We start from the raw sequence: 16,221 nt of genomic DNA, 5'->3' as shown, positions 1-16,221 counted from the left end.
ATTTTTTTCAAGCGGTAGTAGGAATCATTAGAACAAGAGATAGTAAAAATTTTATTAGTAAGTCCTTTCGAAGGTTTGAAGAGTTACCACGGGGGTGGCAATCGTTGAAAGTAAAACAGGTTTATAATAATAATGTACTTTTAGCTGAAGATAATCACCACAATGAGTTGATATTATTAGGGAAAGGTATCGGCTTTGGTTTAAAAAAAGGCGATGAAGTTACCCCGAAACAAGTGGAGAAAATTTTTAAGCTTTCAAAAGAAGAACAATTCAAGTTTCAAGAAATAGTCAATACCCTACCGTTAGATTACATCATGATTTCAGATCAATTGGTTCAAATCATAAAATCAAAATTGGGAGAATCTATCAGTGATAGTATCTATATTACATTAACTGACCATATTTATAATATTATGGAACGTTATCAAAGAGGTATTTTTTTTGATAAGCATGTTCTTGCAAATATTAAACGACTATATGCTAGAGAATATCAAGTGGCTTTGGTTTGTGTAGCTTTATTACGAAAAGAACTGGATGTGAAAATTCCAGATGAAGAAGCAAATTTTATTGCCTTACACATTGTTGCTGCTGAAAGTCAGGTAGATTTTGTTGATTTAGACTTGCTGAGTCAGATGACAGAGCAACTGCTGGCTGTTATAAACAACTGCTTTCCTAAACTAGACAAAGCGAGTTATCGTTATGAGCGGCTGAGTCTGGAATGTCGTTTTTTTGCTAAGAAAGTGATGGAGAACCAAAGAAAAGAGCAGAATCGCCACACAGAGGAAGATGTTGCCAATTTTGAGACAAAGTACCAAGTAGAATTTCATTGTGTCTATCAAATTACGGTTCTATTCAAGCAACGATATCAATACAGCATCTCACTCGATGATCAAATATTTTTGTTGATGCAGCTTATACAGCTAGATTTGTAAAGGAGGGAAGTTTTTTATGTTCTAAGGTGGATGGTTACATTAAGTTGGCCAAACCTCCTCACTGTCAAACCAACAAGGAGGAGCAATTATGACTTATAACAAAATGGCTGAAGAGATTCTAGAGAATATCGGGGGCGTTGAAAATATTAACAACGTGACCCACTGTGCGACACGCTTACGGATTAATTTCAAAAATGCGTCACTAGTCAATGATGAAGGAATCAAAAATGCCGATAAGGTCGTGGGGTATATTCGAAAGCCCGACCAAATTCAAATTGTCATTGGTCCAAAAGTTACCGATGCATATAATGAATTTATTGAAGTGTCCAAATGGACTTCACAAGGTACAGAGGTGAATCAAGAAGTAGAACAGGTACAAGCGAAACGCAATTTTATGTATTACGTTAATAAAGTAGGGAACTTTTGTGCTTCTAGCTTTATGCCAATGATCCCCGCCTTAATTATCGGGGGATTAATTCTAGCAATCCGCAATTTACTGATAAATTATTTTGGTTTTGATGCTGAGGGCGGGACAACTGAAATCATGCTATCAATCTTTAGAGCTGCTTTCACATTCTTACCAATCTATTTAGGTTTTAATGTTGCTAAGACCTTAAAAATGCAACCGATTATGGGAGCGTTACTGGGTACGTTATTAGTGAGTCCGTCAATTTCAAATGTTGAAGGTCTGTCATTTTTAGGTATTTCAATCCCAACTGTTGATTACTCTAGTAGTGTGATGCCAATAGTCTTTGGTTGCTTCTTTATGTATTTTGTTGATAAAGGTTTGGCGAAGATAATTCCAGAAGCAATCATATACTTTATGAAGCCGCTACTAACAATGATTATTGTAGTGCCAGTCACACTAATTGTCTTAGGACCAATCGGCACGCAACTCAGTACTGGTTTTGCTAATATTATTCTATGGTTAATGGAAAATGCCGGCTTTGTAGCTATGCCGATTTTGGCGGCAGTTTATCCTTATATGGTGATGCTCGGTTTGGATAAAGCTCTAACTCCAGTAGGTATCCAATTAATTGCTCAATTAGGATACAATCCATTAACAATTACTGCCGGGTTTGTTTCCAACTTAGCAATTGGTGCTACCACGCTAGCATTGGCAATGTCAATTAAAAATAATAAAGAGAAAAAAGGGATGATTACCTCATTTGCAATTACAGGTCTGTGTGGTGTCACTGAACCGGCCTTTTATGGAGCATTAATTCAACGACCACTAATTTTAATTGGAACAGCTATCGGTGCTGTTAGTGGTGGTTTAGTGGCCGGAATTTTCGGTTTGGTTAATTATGTCCATGGGGGGTGTCCAGGTTTGTTGACTTTCTTATTTTTCTTAAATCCTGATGGCAGCATGTATAACTTTATTCTGTCCTTTATTGTCGCAGCCGTCACCATCTCAGTTACTTTTGTTGCAACAAAAGTTGTCATTGCCAAAACTAAAATGGCTGATGAGGAAGAAGTTTTAGATGAAACTACAATGGAAGCAGAGGAAGTTGTGGAAGAAAGTCCTGTGGAGCCAGCGTAATAGCGGTTAGAATGTAATCAATCTTTAGAAAATTGTTCATTTTAACCTTAGAAAATAAAAAGACGGATAAATCAATTTTACGCTGGCTGAAGAGCAGCTAAAGCGGAGATTGATTTATCCGTCTTTTTTATACCAACCTACTATCCTCATCCGGCGCTGGCTGGAACTGCGAAATTTCATCGATGATTTGCAGCAATGTTTGATGGGCTTGATCGTAATCGGCAAGTTTATCACCGAATTCTTGGTTAAAGCCCTCCAAGCCACCTTTGGCAAAGCTGTATTCATAGCGATAAACAGCATCATAGGCTTTGGCAAAGCGTTTCAATAAATCAATTTTACCATCTAATTGTAGCGCCATTTGAATGGTGCGGAAATCTGTGTAGCCTAGCTCAAATTGAATCGCCCAGATTCTGATAAATTCGTGCTGCGCTTTGATATGCAGAAAATGGTGCTCTGTATTCCATTTCAAATTATTAATTGAACCTCGTACATCTAACATTTAATCACCCTCATTTTTTTTAGTTTAAGCTCACCTTTACTTTACTCCTATTTTATTATAAATAACAAGAAAGCGACTTGTTCGACTTTTCCGCCAAAAAAAGTTATCCGGCAAAAAATTCATGCTGAAAACGAAAATCCATTTTTTGAAATTCATAAAAATAATTGTGAATTTCAAAAAACGTCTTTCGTTTAATCTTTTACAAATTTCACAATCCAATTTATTTTTACCTCTGAAATAGGATTTTATCGAAAAATTAATGTGAAATATTTTTCTTTTTCACAGTTTTTATTTTGTGAATATTCTGACTATAACCAGATTTGCCAAGGGAAACCATTCCTATAAAAGCTTTTCATATTTTTCTCAAAAGCTAACTTTTTTGGTATTAATTTTTTTAATAAATGAATAAATAATAACAATTTGTTAACGCTTACAAAATGGTGTAAGTTAAGATTAACAGCAGGAAATTAAAGAAAGGGTGACCGAAATGATTGTTGTCTCAATCGCTGGTGGTTCTCAACCGGAGATTTTAGAAGTGGTCCAAAATGCCCAGCAACATTTTGCCGCTGAAATGAAATTTGTTGTATTTGATACAAAGGAAAATATTGCTGATGAGAGCCTGTGGGAATATCATCATTGCCAAAGTGAGGAAGAAGTCGTTGAAAAGGCGGTGACCTTGGTGGCACAAGGTCAAGCTCAAATTTTATTCAAGGGAATTATTCAGACACATACCCTGTTAAAAGAAGTCTTACAAAAAAAACATGAGTTGAAAACGCGCAAAGTTATTTCTTATGTGGCTTTGATTGATTTGCCGTCAGCCCAGCAGTCTTTTTTATTAACAGATAGTGCCATGAATATCGCTCCCAATCAAGAAACGATGATTGGCATTGTTGAAAATGTGGAGGAAGTGGCTCAGCGGATTGGGATTAGCCAGCCTAAGATTGCCCTCTTGAGTTCCGCAGAAAACTTTAATCCTAAAATGCCTTCTTCGGTATTAGCGGCAGAAGTGACACAGCATTTTAAGAATAAACAGAATGGTGTTGTCTTTGGGCCAATTTCTTTTGATCTGGCGTTGTCCAAGGAATCGGTTCAGCACAAACATTATCAAGGGCCGATTATGGGGGATGCAGATGCGTTGGTCGTGCCGACGATTGATGTAGGCAACAGCTTGTATAAGTCTCTGACGATGTATGCTGGCGCAAAGGTTGGCGGCACAATTGTCGGGACCAAAATTCCCATCGTACTAACTTCAAGAAGCGATTCACCAGAAGCTAAGCTTTTTTCACTAGAGTTTGCGGTTAAGCAAGTTCAACAGCAGTAGTTTTTGAGTCATTCTTTAAGACTAGCAGGCATGAATACAATGCCAATCAAAAAAATATTCAAAGTAGTTTTCAAGCATTAACTATTACTGTAAACCTTAAAAGAAGGAGAATCTTATGGAAGCCATTTTAGTTATTAACCCTGGTTCAACCTCGACGAAAGTTGCGATTTATGGTGAAAATCAATTAATTGCAGAAACGACGATGCGCCATAGTGTGTCAGAACTAGCGCAATATCCTCAGGTGATGGATCAAATTGCGTTTCGCTACCAGCTGATTTTAGAGTTTGTTAAAGATCAGCACATGTTGGATCAGTTAAAGGCGGTTGTCGGTCGCGGCGGTTTATTAAAACCAATTCCTGGCGGGACTTACCGTGTGGATGAAGCAATGTTAACGGATTTGCGGGAAGAAAAGTACAATACTCACGCTTCCAATCTCGGCGCAATTTTAGCCAATGAATTTACCAAGACGTTAGGAATTCCCGCTTTTATTGTCGATCCGGTGGTTGTCGATGAGCTGCAGCCCTTAGCAAGGATTTCCGGCTTAAAAGGAATTGAGCGCCGCAGTGTGGCCCATGCCCTCAATCAAAAGGCAGTGGCCCGCAAGCTAGTGAAAAAGCTGGGCAAAACTTACGAAGAGAGTTCACTGATTGTAGCCCATTTAGGGGGCGGCATTAGTATTGGCGCCCATCAGCAAGGAAAAATGGTGGAGGTCGTCAACGGCTTAGATGGTGAAGGTCCCTACACACCTGAAAGAAGTGGTGGGCTACCATTAGTTGAATTTGCTGAATTTATTTTAAGCAAGCAGCTGAACTTAGCTGAAGTCAAAAAATTAATTGCTGGTGAGGCCGGACTTAAATCTTATCTAGGGGAAACGGATCTGCGGGAAATTCAAAAACGAATTGATTCAGGGGATCAAGATGCAAAATTTTTCTTAGACGGCCTCTGCTACCAAGTTGGCAAAAGTATTTCTGAATTGGCGGCTGTTTTTAAAGGGCAGGTGGATGCCATCATTTTAACTGGAGGGCTGATTCATTCTGAATATGTCGGCAATGCCATTACAGAATATGTTGATTGGCTAGCACCGGTGCTGAAGTTTCCCGGTGAGATGGAAATGCAGGCCTTATATGAAGGGGCAAACAGAGTGTTGGCTGGTGAGGAAACACCTTTAGATTACAGTCAGATGTAGACCACAAAAAATAGGAGTGAGGTAAAGTGGCAGAACAAACAGATTTATTAGTATTAGGCGGCGGAACTGGGGGCTATGTTTCAGCAATTTCAGCAGCTCAAGCCGGTTTAAATGTCGTATTGGTTGAACAGGATAAATTAGGTGGAACTTGCTTGCATCGCGGTTGTATTCCGACTAAAGCTTTGCTGAGAAGTGCCGAGGTTTACGACACAATAAAACGCTCAGGGGAATTCGGTATCGAACAGGCCGAGACAGCGGTGGTTAATTTCCAAAGGATGCAAGAGCGCAAACAAGGGATTGTCAATCAGCTGCATCAAGGTGTGGAGGAATTATGCAAGAAAAATAAAATTCGTGTGTTGAAGGGAACAGGAGCTGTCTTAGGCCCATCGATTTTCTCACCAGTTTCCGGTGCTATTGCGGTGACCTTTAATGATAAGAGTCAAGAAGAAGAAATTATCGTACCGAAAAATGTGATTATCGCAACTGGCTCCAGTCCCAAAACTTTGCCGAATCTACCTTTAGATGAAGAAAATATTTTATCCTCAGACGGTATGCTGCGTTTGGAAAATTTACCACAGAGCATCATGATTGTCGGCGGGGGCGTGATTGGCGTTGAATGGGCTTCTTTATTAAATAGTTTAGGAGTCGATGTGACAATCGTCGAATTTTTCGATCGGCTGCTGGTTAATGAAAGCGCTACGATTTCTAAAGAATTGAAGCGGACTTTTAGCAAGAAGGGCATCAAAGTTTTACTTAAAAGTAAGGTGACAGAGGCAGAAATTCAAGAGGGAAAAGTTAAAGTTGCGATTGACGGGCAGGAACCGCTGCTGGTTGAGAAGGTGATGGTGGCAATTGGTCGCTCAGCAAATGTTGAAAGGTTAGGCCTGCAAAATACTTCTATCAAATACAACGAGAAAGGCATCGAGGTCAATCAGCATTATCAGACAACGGAAGGCCACATTTACGCGATTGGCGATTGTATCGATACGCTGCAGCTGGCCCACGTTGCGATGAAAGAAGGGGAGCTGGCAGTCAGCCATCTATTGCAGCAAAAGACTGAGCCACTAAATTATAAGAATGTGCCCCGGGCTGTATACACGAATCCCGAAATTGCCAGCGTTGGTTATGTGAAGGAGAATTTGCCAGAGGATAAAAAGGTCAAGTTTGGCCGTTTTAATTTTTCTGGAAATGGCAAATCTTTAGTTTACGGCGAAAAGGCGGGCTTTGTTGAAGTGATTCGAGATTTAGATACGGATGATTTATTAGGAGTGTCCATTATTGGTCCCCACGCTACCGATTTGATTTCTGAAGTGAGTACCGCCCTTTATCTGGATGCTTCACCCTTTGAAATCGGTGAGGCGGTCCACCCGCATCCGACACTTTCCGAGGCGATTCAAGAGGCGGCCCTAGATACTTACGGAAAAGCCATCCATAAATAGCAGAAAGGTTGATAAAAATGGAAGCAATCAAGAAAACTGATTTAAGCAAAGAGGAAATTATCCAAGCTTATAAATATGTTGTGCGGGGCCGTCGGCTAGATGAACGTCTCTGGCAATTGACCCGCATTGGGAAAACATCTTTTAATATTTCCGGTCAAGGGGCCGAAGTTGCGCAAGTTGCTATGTCACTGGCTTTTACTCCTGAAAAAGATTATTTCTTACCTTATTACCGGGACATGACCGCCAGTATGGTGTGGGGGATGACCGCCAAAGATATTCTCTTAGGTTCTTTTGGTAAAGAAGCAGATCCCTCCTCCCATGGTCGGCAGATGCCCAATCACTATGGTTCAAAGGCTCATCACATCGTCTCTGGTTCTTCAACTGTCAGTACTCAAATGCCGATTGCGACCGGCGTTGCGTACTCCGCTCGTTTAGAAAACGCGGATTTCGTGACGGTGGTCACCACTGGCGAAGGCTCGGCCAATCAAGGGGAAGTGCGAGAAGCAATGAATTTTGCCGGTGTTAAACATTTGCCACTAATTTTTGTGATTGAAAATAATGGCTACGCAATCTCCGTACCCATAGAACAACAATACGCTGGGAATTTTTCGGATCGAGCGAAGGGCTATGGCTTTAGCGGCGAAACAATTGACGGCAGTGATTTCGCTAAAGTTTATTTAGCCTTTAAAACAGCTGTCGCTGAGGCCCGTGCCGGCAAAGGACCTAAATTAATTGAGTTGAAGGTGGAGCGTTTGACTTCTCATTCCTCTGATGACGATCAGTCAGTCTATCGTTCAAAAGAAGAAATTGAATTGATGAAAAAGCAGGACTCTCTTCATATTTTCCAAAAACAATTACTTGAAGAAGGCTACCTAACGCCGGAGTTAATTGAAGAGATTGAACAAGAAATTCAAGAGGAAGTCAACACCGCAACTGATGAAGCAGAGAAGATGCCTGATCCGTTAGCGTCGAGCTTGCTGGATGAAGTTTACGCAAGTAATTAAGACGAGAGAGTGAGAAAGGAAGGAACTAAACATGGCGAACATGACATATTTAGAAGCGATTAACCTGGGTATTTCAGAAGAGATGGCCAGAGATGAAAAAGTCGTCATCTTCGGGGAAGATGTCGGCGGCGAAAAGGGTGGTGTCTTCGGTGTAACGAAGGGCTTGGCGGCTCGTTTTGGCGATGAGCGCTGTTTTAACACACCTTTGACGGAAGGCTTGATTGGCGGATTAGCAGTTGGCCTTGGATTAAGAGGCTATCGGGCGATTGGCGAATTCCAATTTGCTGATTATATTTTACCGGCGACCAATCAAATTTTGTCAGAAGCCCGGACAATGCGTTATCGCACTAAAGGCGATTGGACAGCACCGATTGTTTACCGAGCACCTTATGGCGGTGGCGTGCGGGGTGGTTTGTACCATTCCCAATCAACGGAAAAACTTTTCTTTGGACAACCTGGTCTGCGGGTCGTCACTCCGTCAAATCCTTATGATGCAAAGGGGATGATTAAAGCGGCAATTCGCTCTGATGATCCTGTGATTTTTTATGAACACAAGCGGCTGTATCGCCTATTAAAGGCTGACGTGCCGGAGGATGATTATATTGTGCCGATTGACAAAGCCAATGTCATCAGAGAAGGTGATGACATTACGGTCATCAGCTATGGCATGATGTTGCAATATGTTATTTCGGCAGCGGAAAAATTAGCTGAGGAAGGCATTCAGGCCCACGTTGTCGATGTCCGTTCCCTTTATCCGCTAGATCGAGAAACTTTAGTGGCGGCAGCGCAGAAAACTGGGAAAGTTTTATTGGTGACTGAAGACAATAGTGAAGGCAGTGTTGTCGGTGAAATCGGCGCGATGATTGCCGAAGATGCTTTATTTGATTTAGATGCGCCGATTAAACGTTTAGGCGGACCAAATGCACCAAGCATGAGTTACGCTTTGCCACTGGAAAGAGCCTTTTTGGTCAATGAAGAGCAAGTGACAGAAGCGATGAGAGAATTAGCCCATTTCTAAAAATGGCGTAAGGAGGAAATAAGTTATGGCAATTAAAGAAATCCTGATGCCTAGTTTAGGAGAAAGCGTGACCGAGGCATCTGTTACCCAATGGTTGGTGAAGCCTGGTGATCAGGTGAAAAGATATGATCCTTTAATGGAAGTGATTTCCGATAAAGTTTCAACGGAGATTCCTTCAGATTTTGATGGAACCATTCAGGAAATTTTAGTTGAATTGGATAGTGATTTACCAATCGGCACACCATTGATGACGATTGAGGTTGCTGGAGAAGCTGATGTTCAACAACCAGAGGCTCAACAATCAAAAGCAGCACCGCAATCAGAAACAACAGTTTCGAAACAACCAGAAAAGACAGCACCACTACCAACTGAAGCGAATCCGAAAGTAGCAAACAGCAGCGGAAAAAAACGCTATTCACCAGCGGTTATGCATATTGCTCAGGAAAAAAATATTAATTTAGAAGATGTCGTAGGGACCGGTGCCAATGGTCGAATAACCCGCAAAGATGTGTTGAATTATACACCAACAACTGAATCAGTTCCCTCAAAAGCACCAACGCCAGCGCAGGAACCGTCAGCGCCGACAGCAAAACCAAAAGCTGAACCGATTTCTTTTGCGGAGCAAGGTGATGTGACGGTTCCAGCTGATCCGGTGCGCAAAGAAATTGCTAAACGGATGGTCAGAAGCGTCAATGAGATTCCCCATGCTTGGGTGATGGTCGAGGTGGATGTGTCCAATATTGTCAAACTGCGAAACAGCCTAAAGGATAAATTCAAAGAACAAGAAGGCATTTCATTAAGCTACTTCCCATTCTTTGCCAAAGCCGTTGTCCAAGCGCTGAAAAACAATCCTAAGGTTAATACCTCATGGCAAGAAGGGAATATCATCTACCATAAAGATATTAATTTGTCGATTGCGGTTACGACTGAAGATAATTTATTTGTCCCGGTCATTCACCAGGCTGATAATTATTCGCTAGCCGGCTTAGCTAAAGAAATTGACCGTTTGGCTACCGAGGTCCGCAGCAATCAGCTGGCATCAAAAGATATGCAAGGTGGAACCTTCACAATCAACAATACCGGCAGCATCGGTTCGACCCAATCAATGGGGATTATCAATTATCCCCAAGCGGCCATTTTACAGGTGGAATCAATTGTCAAACGGGTAGTGCCATCAGCGGATGGCGGTATCAAGTTTGCCGACATGATTAATCTCTGCCTGTCGATTGACCACCGGATTTTAGACGGTCAACAAGCAGGACAATTCTTAAAGGATATTAAAGATAATTTAGCCAAGTTCAATGATGAAGCTGCCGTTTATTAAAAATTGGCAGCGGAGCTAACGCAAAGATTCAGTTCCATAATTTTTAACAATCTGTCTGACAAAAGCTACCGACCTTCAAATAGAGTTTGAAATTGGGTGCCGCTCGCTCGATAACTCAAGCGAAGCCCATTTTTAAACGATGATGTTAAATGTTCACTAGGGGGAACGATGATGATAAACGAAGCAGCTAGTCCAAAGCTAACCGTCAAAATATTTTTTAACAAACTGTTAGCTGGGACGGCCCAAGGTACCATCATTGCGCTGATTCCTAATGCGGTGTTAGGCGCAATTTTAAAATATTTTTCTGAGGTGACGGCGATTCAAATGATTATCAATGCCGGCTTGATTTTTCAATTAGCAACACCCTTGATTATGGCGGCAATGATTGCCAAACAATTTGATTTAGCACCCACCAAAATGATGACGGTGAGCGGCACCGCTTTTGTCGGCTCTGGCGTGGTTCAGTTCAATTCAGATATCAACGGCTTTGTTGCCTCGGGAACTGGCGACATTATCAATACCATCATCACAGCGGCGATTGCCGTCTTAATGGTGATGGCAATCGGCAACCGCTTTGGCTCAGTCGAAATTATTGCCTTGCCAATTGTTGTCGGCATTGGGGCAGGATTTGCAGGCATGCTAACCTATCCCATCATTACGCAGATTACGGTAATTATCGGCAATCTGATAAATAATTTCACTAATTTCCAACCGCTACTGATGAGTGTGCTGATTGCCTGTTCCTTTGCTACCCTAATTATTTCCCCCATCACGACAGTGGGGATTGGCTTAGCTATCCAGTTGAGCGGCGTGTCTTCTGGAACTGCGGCGATGGGCATCGCCGCAACGACAATTGTCTTGGTGATTAATTCTTGGAAAGTCAATAAATCCGGCGTGACAGTGGCCGTAGCCTTAGGTGGCATGAAAATGATGATGCCAAATCTGTTCAAGTATCCGATTATTTTATTGCCGGTCCTTTTCACGGCGATTATTTCTGCGATACCGGTGGCTTTATTTGAAATTGCCGGCACGCCGCAATCAGCTGGCTTTGGCCTAGTTGGATTAGTCGGACCACTAGCTTCTTTAGATGCCGGTCTCAATCTTGCCCTGTTGATACTTGCCTGGTTTGTAATTCCCATTGTGGCGGGCTTATTAGCAAAATTTCTATTTGAGAAAATTTTGAAGCTTTATGACAGCAGCGTGGTCTTTAAATATCAAGGCTAAGACCGACCTTGAGAAAAATAATTCGCCAGATTTGGTAAAATCAATTATCTTTGATAATATCAATGAGGTCAGTGATGTCTGTCGAAATGTTGGCACCTTTACGCAGGGCAATGCCAATTGGGAAAAAATTATATTTATCTTTTAAAGGAATCCATTTGAGGCCTTCACTTTTACCGACTTCGCGATATTCGATTGGTAAAATACAAATGGATTCATTTTTTTGTAAACTGTGGAGCAATACTTGCAAATCGTCGTTGTACAACACAATATTCGGGACAAAGCCGAATTTGCTAGCCCGCTGCAGGAGCAAACGCCCCAGCATGAAGTTTGTTGTCAGCGAAGAAAAACGCTGGTCCTTTAAATCAGGAAACGTCAGCTCTTCGTGGACTGCTAGTGGACTCGTTTCTGGAACGACCACATAAACATGGTAGCCCCTCGTAGTGGTATCCAAAGCTTCAAAATTTATCTGATCCGGAAAAAGATTGGGGTACGAAACCAGTCCAATATCCAGTTCCTCCTGCACAATTTTTTCCTGCAAATAATGGGAGCCATTTTGTTTGATAACCAAATCTACTTGGGGATGCGTTTCTAAAAAGTGAGAAAGCTCTTTCATAAATTGGACGGCAAACAGGGTCGTAATCCCCAGCCGGATTTTATTTTTTTTAGCATCCCCTTGACCACCCATACTTTGGACATCTAGAATTAGTTGGTCAAATTGTTGGACAATGGTTTTACCTTTTTCATACAGATATAAGCCGCTGCTGGTCAACTGATAAATATTTTTGTTATTGGTAAAGAGGGTGGTTTGCAGCTCCGCCTCCATTTTTTTTAATGCTACTGAAAGGGTTGGCTGTGTTACGAAAAGATTTTTGGCGGCGGCCGACATGCTATGGGTGTCGGCAATTTCTATAAAATACTTCAATTGTTGGATGTTCATGGGGCACCTTCCATTCTAGAGTATTTCTATTGAAAATTTTAAAGGCTTAGTATACATATTATTTTATCAGAATTTCAGCTTTAATTTTAGCTCCATCGAAAGACATGACTGATTTTTTTTATTAGAGAGAGACTGAGGAGTGACAACATGAAAATTATTATTGCCGGTGCAGGAGCCATGGGCAGCCGCTTTGCCTTAATGCTGCACCAAGCCCGAAATGATGTCATCTTGATTGATGGCTGGCCTGACCATATTGAAGCCATCAAAAAAAATGGGCTACAAGCCAATTTAAATGGAGAGCACGTGCAGGCTGAGATTCCGATATACAATCAAAAGGCTGCCGGCACTGTTGATTTCGCCGCTGATTTAGTCATTGTCTTTACCAAAGTGATGCAATTAGACGGGATGCTGCAAAGCATTAAACCGCTCATCCACGCCCACACTAAGGTTTTATGTTTGCTAAACGGAATTGGTCATGAGGACATCATTGAAAAATATGTCCCGCTAGATAATATTCTTTTAGGCAATACTATGTGGACGGCGGAGCTGGAGGGTCCCGGCAAGGTTAAATTATTTGGCGCCGGCGGAGTGGAGCTGACCAATTTAGGGACAGCTGGTGAAGCTGGCGCGGCTGCAGTAATTCAAGTGTTGAATGACGCACAGCTCAACGCTAACTACTCTCATAATATTATGGCTTCTATCTATAAAAAAGCCTGCATCAATGGCACAATGAATGGCCTATGTACAATTTTAGACAGCAATATGGCTGATTTTGGTGACACAACCGTGGCTGATCCGATTGTCGAAAGTATTGTGGGGGAATTTTATCAAGTGGCGCAAGCGCAAGGCATTCCTTTGGATCAAGAGGATGTCTTAGCCCAAGTGAAGGCTTGCTATAATCGGGAAACCATCGGCCTCCATCATCCATCGATGTATCAAGATTTAATTATCAGCCATCGTTTGACGGAGATTGATTACATCAATGGCACAATTGTCAGAAAAGGCAAGGAACATGGCATCGCAACACCCTATTGCCTGTTTTTAACCCAGTTAGTTCACGCTAAGGAACAATTGTTAAAAGCGAAATAGTTTGGATTCAATTATAAGTAGAGAGTGCTAGTGACTTTAGATAGTTGCTGGTGCTTTTTTTATGCTTATAATTTGGAGAATACAAGACTCTGGTTTTTGGTTGTGAATTAAAGGATATAAAAAAATCAAGACAACCACAGTATTAGGAATGAACTAGTGCTAAAATTGTAATAATAAACCTTGATTTATCAACATGTAAAGCAATCTTTACAAAAGAAAAATGGGAATTGTAAAGGATGTTTTCTGGTTTTTAGCAGGTGACTTCTTATACTTTGATTACGGAGGGAAATTATGAATATTGATCAAAAACTGAAAGCTGCTCGTAAAGCTGCTGGGCTGACACAAGAAGCTCTAGCGGAAAAGATAAATGTTAGCCGCCAAACTATTTCTAGTTGGGAGAATGGTCGCAGTTATCCAGATATTATCAGCATCGTATTATTGAGTGATATTTATCAAGTTTCCCTTGATCATTTATTAAAAGGGGACGATCAAATGTTAAAAGAACTAGAAAAAGATACCAATGTTGTAAAAAGTAATCGCAAGTTAATTGGAATCTATCTAGGATGTATCTTAGGCTATGGTATTTTGTACCTGATACTGCCAATGCTGCAAATTCCAAAAATTGAGAATCTCATCATTAATATTCTAATTTTGGTTGGAGTTGGCTTGGCTCTCTTAATTCAATTAGTTAGATACTTGCAGCGAACAGAGGCTCTTAAGAGAAGTACATCAAATGTTGTTTTAGCTAAAATTGCCATAATTTTTACAGGTGTGCTGGTGATTATTGGCGCTTTTGAGTTATTACAACTCTTTGTGACGGTAAGCTGGCAGATGGCAGTGGGCCGTTTGCTAATATGTCTTGTAGGTGGTGGAATAGTTTACGTAATAATTAGAAAACTTCGAGCATGATTTTCTCAGCATTTGTAAATGGGCTAGCTGCTTGAAATCATAATTAACAAAATTAGGAAAAAGTTTGAGCTTCTTAAATATAGTTTGTATTGGTAATCACTAAGGTAGCAATCTCAATACTTCTCAACGCTTCGTCTAATGATAAAACCTAAAATTAACAAAAAAAGTTAAAAAAGCGTTTTACAAATGGCTGAAATTCTTTTATGGTTAGAGCAGTGAATCTTTCTAAGGAGAATTTTTCGGATGCAGATGACTAGAGTTAATTTGTTTATGATGGTTTCAGGAAATATCCTATTAGGTTTTTGTATAGCAGTCCTACGGTTTATCAATCTGGGGACCGACCCTTTTTCAGCGATGAATATTGGGCTGGCTCAAGTTAGCCAGCTGAGCTATGGAGTGGCGCAATTAGGTGTCAATCTGATTTTGTTTATTTTTCAATTTATCTTTGCCCGCGGAACGATTGGCTGGGGCTCTTTGATGAATTTGGCGCTGTTGGCTTTTATCTCAGACTTTTTCCTGATGCTGATTGAAGCAAGCGAGCTTGCGAGTCCGAGTCTGGTTGTGAGCCTCATTTTATTAATACCTTGCTTGTTGCTGATGGCTTTTTCGCTGTCTCTTTATATTTCTAGCGATTTGGGAGTCGCCCCTTATGATTCGTTGGCGATTTTCTTACCAGAACGCATCGGCATTCCTTTTCGGCTGTGTCGAATTATGACGGATGCCTTTTGTGTAGTGGTAGCCTTTTTCACCGGCAGTGCCATTGGGATTGGCACGTTGGCTATTGTTTTACTGACAGGTCCGTTAGTTCAGTGGTTTAACGAAAATGTCAGTAATAAAATTCAAGAAAAATTAAGTCCGGCTATAGCAGAGCTGGAGGAATAAATTAGGAAAGCACGATACACGAATTGGTCAGTTCACCCACTTCGTGTAGCGTGCTTATTTTTTGAAATTTATGACATGCTTTGATCTTTTTTGATGGTGGCATCGATGCCTTCAATGACAGCCGGAATAAAACCGGCTTTCTCCAAGGTGACGACCCCTTCAACGGTAGTGCCGCCGGGGGAGGAAACCTGATCGACTAAATCCCACGGAGACTCTTCGCCTTCCAAAAGACGCTTGGCTGATCCTAGCACAGCTTTGGCGGCAATCTCGGTGGCCAATTTTTTGGGCATTCCGTTTAACACACCGGCTCGACTGATGGCGTCGATAAACATGTAAACATAGGCTGGGGAGCTGCCGGCTAATCCAATAAAGGTACTGAAATCTTTTTCGGCGATGTCATAGACGCCGCCAACGGCTCCGAATAAATCTTTGACCGCTGCTAAAACTGTTGCCGGGACCTGCTGGTTGCTGCAAATAGCACTGACGCCGGCTTCGACGCTGACATTAACATTCGGCATTACTCGAATCAGCGGCTGGCTGTCATTCCCTAAAAGCTCTGCTAAACTCGCCAGGCTGACGCCAGCAGCAATCGATACGAGGGTTTTTTCTGGGGAAAGTGTTGAGGCGATTTTCGGTAAAACCTTAGCGAGTAAATTTGGTTTGACTGCCAAAATAATAATATCGGCGGCATCAACAACTTCCGTATTTTTTTTAAGGGCAACAACACCTGTTTTTTCCGCTACTGCCTCAGCGCTGCTAAAATGACCAGCGGAAATAAAAAGCTCCTCAGGGGCCACTACTTTTTTATGAATTAAACCATGAATAATTGCTTGGGCCATATTGCCGGCACCGATAAATCCAATTTTCATTGCACATCCTCCTTTAAGTTAATGGTTCTTCTTTATGATACCTGT

14 protein-coding genes and 2 pseudogenes are annotated in these 16,221 nt (G+C 41.4%); 13 read left to right on the top strand and 3 right to left on the bottom strand.

The window, feature by feature from the left end; all coding sequences use genetic code 11:
- Positions 1-104: 104 nt before the first annotated feature.
- Together ORH16_RS13030 and ORH16_RS13025 are read left to right on the top strand one after the other, a co-directional pair.
- Positions 105-932 carry a PRD domain-containing protein gene (locus tag ORH16_RS13030; protein ID WP_265459286.1) on the top strand — a complete coding sequence of 276 codons (828 nt, stop codon included), beginning with the start codon at positions 105-107 and terminating at the stop codon, positions 930-932.
- 88 nt (positions 933-1,020) lie between these two features.
- Entirely contained in the window at positions 1,021-2,475 is a 1,455-nt protein-coding gene (locus tag ORH16_RS13025) for a PTS transporter subunit EIIC (RefSeq protein ID WP_265459285.1), read from the top strand.
- A gap of 127 nt (positions 2,476-2,602) precedes the next feature.
- Here the strand turns inward: ORH16_RS13025 and ORH16_RS13020 are convergent, their stop codons facing one another.
- Positions 2,603-2,974 (bottom strand): hypothetical protein, encoded by a 372-nt coding sequence (locus ORH16_RS13020; RefSeq protein WP_265459284.1) that lies wholly within the window; start codon positions 2,972-2,974, stop codon positions 2,603-2,605.
- A gap of 487 nt (positions 2,975-3,461) precedes the next feature.
- Between ORH16_RS13020 and ORH16_RS13015 the strand changes: the two genes are divergently transcribed.
- The 8 genes and pseudogenes from ORH16_RS13015 (at position 3,462) to ORH16_RS12985 (ending at position 11,490) form a co-directional block, all read left to right on the top strand.
- The gene (locus ORH16_RS13015) at positions 3,462-4,295 is read left to right on the top strand and encodes a phosphate acyltransferase (RefSeq protein ID WP_265459283.1); all 834 of its coding nucleotides are present in this window, start codon (positions 3,462-3,464) and stop codon (positions 4,293-4,295) included.
- 115 nt (positions 4,296-4,410) lie between these two features.
- Positions 4,411-5,481 carry a butyrate kinase gene (gene buk / locus ORH16_RS13010; RefSeq protein ID WP_265459282.1) on the top strand — a complete coding sequence of 357 codons (1,071 nt, stop codon included), beginning with the start codon at positions 4,411-4,413 and terminating at the stop codon, positions 5,479-5,481.
- Positions 5,482-5,507: 26 nt separating this feature from the next.
- Complete coding sequence (gene lpdA, locus ORH16_RS13005; RefSeq protein ID WP_265459281.1) at positions 5,508-6,920, top strand: dihydrolipoyl dehydrogenase; 1,413 nt, start codon at positions 5,508-5,510, stop codon at positions 6,918-6,920.
- Between the two features lie 17 nt (positions 6,921-6,937).
- A complete protein-coding gene (locus ORH16_RS13000; protein WP_265459280.1) occupies positions 6,938-7,924 on the top strand; it encodes a thiamine pyrophosphate-dependent dehydrogenase E1 component subunit alpha in 987 nt (328 codons plus the stop codon).
- 31 nt (positions 7,925-7,955) lie between these two features.
- A complete protein-coding gene (locus tag ORH16_RS12995; RefSeq protein WP_265459279.1) occupies positions 7,956-8,942 on the top strand; it encodes an alpha-ketoacid dehydrogenase subunit beta in 987 nt (328 codons plus the stop codon).
- 25 nt (positions 8,943-8,967) lie between these two features.
- Positions 8,968-9,138: pseudogene (locus ORH16_RS18950) on the top strand (biotin/lipoyl-containing protein); the annotation flags it as partial.
- A 213-nt stretch (positions 9,139-9,351) separates the two neighbouring features.
- Positions 9,352-10,266 (top strand): annotated as a pseudogene (locus ORH16_RS12990) (dihydrolipoamide acetyltransferase family protein); the annotation flags it as partial.
- 171 nt (positions 10,267-10,437) lie between these two features.
- Positions 10,438-11,490, top strand: a complete 1,053-nt coding sequence (locus ORH16_RS12985; RefSeq protein WP_265459277.1) for a PTS sugar transporter subunit IIC — start codon at positions 10,438-10,440, stop codon at positions 11,488-11,490.
- A 40-nt stretch (positions 11,491-11,530) separates the two neighbouring features.
- Here ORH16_RS12985 and ORH16_RS12980 read toward each other — a convergent pair whose 3' ends face one another.
- A complete protein-coding gene (locus ORH16_RS12980) occupies positions 11,531-12,427 on the bottom strand; it encodes a LysR family transcriptional regulator (protein WP_265459276.1) in 897 nt (298 codons plus the stop codon).
- Positions 12,428-12,574: 147 nt separating this feature from the next.
- Here ORH16_RS12980 and ORH16_RS12975 point away from each other — a divergent pair, with 147 nt between their 5' ends.
- The 3 genes from ORH16_RS12975 (at position 12,575) to ORH16_RS12965 (ending at position 15,307) form a co-directional block, all read left to right on the top strand.
- Entirely contained in the window at positions 12,575-13,516 is a 942-nt protein-coding gene (locus ORH16_RS12975) for a 2-dehydropantoate 2-reductase (protein ID WP_265459275.1), read from the top strand.
- A 291-nt stretch (positions 13,517-13,807) separates the two neighbouring features.
- Entirely contained in the window at positions 13,808-14,425 is a 618-nt protein-coding gene (locus ORH16_RS18910; RefSeq protein WP_322597305.1) for a helix-turn-helix transcriptional regulator, read from the top strand.
- A gap of 243 nt (positions 14,426-14,668) precedes the next feature.
- Positions 14,669-15,307 (top strand): YczE/YyaS/YitT family protein, encoded by a 639-nt coding sequence (locus ORH16_RS12965; RefSeq protein ID WP_265459274.1) that lies wholly within the window; start codon positions 14,669-14,671, stop codon positions 15,305-15,307.
- A 68-nt stretch (positions 15,308-15,375) separates the two neighbouring features.
- Here the strand turns inward: ORH16_RS12965 and proC are convergent, their stop codons facing one another.
- Positions 15,376-16,176 carry a pyrroline-5-carboxylate reductase gene (gene proC / locus ORH16_RS12960; RefSeq protein ID WP_265459273.1) on the bottom strand — a complete coding sequence of 267 codons (801 nt, stop codon included), beginning with the start codon at positions 16,174-16,176 and terminating at the stop codon, positions 15,376-15,378.
- Between the last annotated feature and the right edge of the window lie 45 nt (positions 16,177-16,221).

Source organism: Enterococcus sp. HY326, from assembly GCF_026157065.1.
Classification (GTDB): Bacteria; Bacillota; Bacilli; order Lactobacillales; family Enterococcaceae; genus HY326.
This window is presented reverse-complemented; position numbering and strand designations above follow the sequence as displayed.

Excerpts from the sequence above, each read along its gene's own strand:
- proC (WP_265459273.1), bottom strand. The coding sequence starts at position 16,176 with ATGAAAATTGGATTTATCGGTGCCGGCAATATGGCCCAAGCAATTATT.
- ORH16_RS18910 (WP_322597305.1), top strand. The coding sequence starts at position 13,808 with ATGAATATTGATCAAAAACTGAAAGCTGCTCGTAAAGCTGCTGGGCTG.
- ORH16_RS12965 (WP_265459274.1), top strand. The coding sequence starts at position 14,669 with ATGCAGATGACTAGAGTTAATTTGTTTATGATGGTTTCAGGAAATATC.
- ORH16_RS12975 (WP_265459275.1), top strand. The coding sequence starts at position 12,575 with ATGAAAATTATTATTGCCGGTGCAGGAGCCATGGGCAGCCGCTTTGCC.
- ORH16_RS12995 (WP_265459279.1), top strand. The coding sequence starts at position 7,956 with ATGGCGAACATGACATATTTAGAAGCGATTAACCTGGGTATTTCAGAA.
- ORH16_RS13015 (WP_265459283.1), top strand. The coding sequence starts at position 3,462 with ATGATTGTTGTCTCAATCGCTGGTGGTTCTCAACCGGAGATTTTAGAA.
- buk (WP_265459282.1), top strand. The coding sequence starts at position 4,411 with ATGGAAGCCATTTTAGTTATTAACCCTGGTTCAACCTCGACGAAAGTT.
- ORH16_RS13025 (WP_265459285.1), top strand. The coding sequence starts at position 1,021 with ATGACTTATAACAAAATGGCTGAAGAGATTCTAGAGAATATCGGGGGC.
- ORH16_RS13000 (WP_265459280.1), top strand. The coding sequence starts at position 6,938 with ATGGAAGCAATCAAGAAAACTGATTTAAGCAAAGAGGAAATTATCCAA.
- ORH16_RS12980 (WP_265459276.1), bottom strand. The coding sequence starts at position 12,427 with ATGAACATCCAACAATTGAAGTATTTTATAGAAATTGCCGACACCCAT.
- ORH16_RS12985 (WP_265459277.1), top strand. The coding sequence starts at position 10,438 with ATGATAAACGAAGCAGCTAGTCCAAAGCTAACCGTCAAAATATTTTTT.
- ORH16_RS13020 (WP_265459284.1), bottom strand. The coding sequence starts at position 2,974 with ATGTTAGATGTACGAGGTTCAATTAATAATTTGAAATGGAATACAGAG.